General features: G+C 56.9%; 2 protein-coding genes. Both read right to left on the reverse strand.

Annotated features, from left to right (window positions below; translation table 11 throughout):
* Nucleotides 1–712: glycosyltransferase (locus L0H65_RS18140; RefSeq protein ID WP_301460613.1), on the reverse strand; the 712-nt coding region annotated here is incomplete at its 3' end.
* A 185-nt stretch (nt 713–897) separates the two neighbouring features.
* Complete coding sequence (locus tag L0H65_RS18145) at nt 898–1,986, reverse strand: DUF2793 domain-containing protein (RefSeq protein WP_301460614.1); 1,089 nt, start codon at nt 1,984–1,986, stop codon at nt 898–900.
* Nucleotides 1,987–2,540: the final 554 nt, after the last annotated feature.

The raw sequence follows: 2,540 nt of genomic DNA on the forward strand, positions 1-2,540 counted from the left end.
TTATATGGGGCATAAAGCCGATGCGCCCGCCCTGCTGGCTCAGTCGAAGCGAGTAGATGCCATCATCGCCATAAACAAACAGCGCCGGATTGGGATAACCCATCTTGGCAATCGCCGCTTTCGACACGAAAAATCCGACAAAAGAGGTAATATCGACCTGTAGCGCCGGGGCATCATCGGCATAGGCAGCCGGATCCAAGTGAAAGCCACTGCGACCGCCGAGGCGAAACAGGGTGCGCAGAAAAACCGGCATATGCCAGAATGGATTGCGCGAGGGTCGGTTCATCTCACATATGGCGCCGTTTGGAAAGTAAACTGCCGCGGCCACAGCATCCCAGCCCGTCAGATCCGTGTCGTGAAACGCGCCAAAGGCTCCCGGTTGCGGGTAGGCGTCATCATCCATTACCACCACCCAATCAGGCGCGTGATCGGCCATCGCAGCCTGCATGCCCGCAGCAAACCCACCCGCGCCGCCGCGATTGTCCGGCAAAAGGCGGATATCGAGACGTGGATCGTTTTGCGTTTTCAGCCAGCCAGCCGTGCCATCTTTACTGGCGTTGTCGACAACGATCACCATTGCCAACTGCATCGCGGGTGTTGCCAGCAATGCGGCAAGCGTGACTTGCAGCTTCGCGAGCCGGTTATGCGTCACAACCACCGCCACCAATCGACTTGCGCCAACACGGGTTGCCGAAACTTCATCAACTGCCATCATGTGCCCTTTGCCCATGGCGCAGCCTGACGGCTGCGTCTTACCGCTTGGCCACATAAAGAGGACGGAGTCAAATCTTCGGCGCAGCGCCAGGCGCCGGCGCCGGAACGCACCTTTCTAGGTTCGGTCCGGAAGCGGCAAGATGGGCGCTGGCCAAGTACGTCTCTATCACGGCGGAAAATGGATCAGAACAGGTTGTTCCATTGAATGCCGTTATGACAGCGCAGTTTCTTCGTGGCGCTGTCGAAATAGATATCCCCCGCCGCTGGACTGGAGGGTGCGGTTGACGGCTCCAATCGCATCACGCTTGCGACATGCAACGGGCGAGCCGGGTTGGAAGTGCCAAAGCCGACACCACCAGCGCGCACACGCATCGCTTCTACATTGTCCACGGCAACGCGGATGAAACTGTCGGCACCCAAGTTGCGGCTGTCCGCCTCAAGGTAAACGTCACCTTGCAGGTTGCGCATGTACATTGTGCCGCTTGTGGTGCCGGGAAAGCCCAATTGTCCATGTTCGACGCCACCTGCCATCAACCGCACTGCTGCTGACATCGACCCACCCAGCACGCCATCAGAATCCTCCAGTGCCAGATAGGACATCGTGCCGCTGACGTGCAGGTTATAAATCGGGTTTGTGGTCCCGAACCCGGTCCTGCCAGTGGTTTTGTCAATCACGACGGCAGTTGTCCAAGCGGTCCCATCCGGGCTGACCTTGATGGAGAAATCGTTATTTCCGGTCAAACCCATTTCGGCCCGCGCGGAAAAGCCAGTTTGATACAACAGGCTTGCGGTATCGGCCGTAGCGGCTTTGTTGATCTTGATCTGATGGCCGCCACCGTCATGGTTGAACAAGCTGGCGGCACTGGCTAGGGCCAGCCTGTTGGTAGTATCGGCGCTGGCGTTGATACCAAGGCTGGCGGGTGTGCCGAGATAGGCCGGGATGGGTTCCCAGTCGGTGCCCGTCCAGGACCGAAGCTGATCGCTGCCGCGATCCCAGGCACACCATCCAATCTGCGGCGTTATGAATTGCCAACTGTTTTCAACCCAGACTGCAAGGTGATATGCATGTCCTGCCCAGTCGCCGGTGGGTCCTGCCCCCAACGCCCAGATCAGGCCATCGTCCGGCAGGGCAGGGGGGGTTGTAGCGTTCGCGCTTTCAACCACAAGTTGGACCAGGGCGTCAATCTGACGTAGTGCTTCGTTATGGGTGACGTGTTTCTGAGCCTGCGAAGGCGCAATATAGGGTAAGGAAAGACGAGAGGTTTGATTCATTTTCGCGCTCCGGCAAGATCCGTTTGGATCACAAGTATTTGAGGATGCGGTGAAGAAGGCCTTGCCCTGGAGATCGGGATGTTAAGTCTATGTTTACATTTGGTGTGTTTTCAGAATGGTTTGCATACGAAGCCGCTTGAGTGCCATTGCGCACTGAGGCGGAAGCACAATTTCCATTGTGTGCGCTTATCTGGGTAGCGCCTTGGTATCCAACAGATTGACGCGGAATTGCTGTCCCAGAGTACACGGCACAACGCAGCTATTCTGCACCGTCAGTCATTTTGATGCTAACCCGCCGGGCCCAGACCGGGACCGCTCCGCGATGGGTCCAAGCGATCATGAGGAGGGGAACTCCTAACCTTGCAAACCGCCGAAAACTGCTTTAACGCCTCCACCACGAAGCGGTCAGGAACTGTCGCTTCATCCGGGGCTGGAGCCGGATTTGTAGGATCGTTCTGTCGAACCTCCGCATCGTGAGAATGAGCTATCAGACAGGTCAAAAGGACAAAATTGGCGATGAAAAATCCACTTTCTGTAAGAGCGTTTTTGTCAAA

Source organism: Pseudorhodobacter sp. (assembly GCF_030452865.1).
In the GTDB taxonomy this organism is placed as follows: domain Bacteria; phylum Pseudomonadota; class Alphaproteobacteria; order Rhodobacterales; family Rhodobacteraceae; genus Pseudorhodobacter.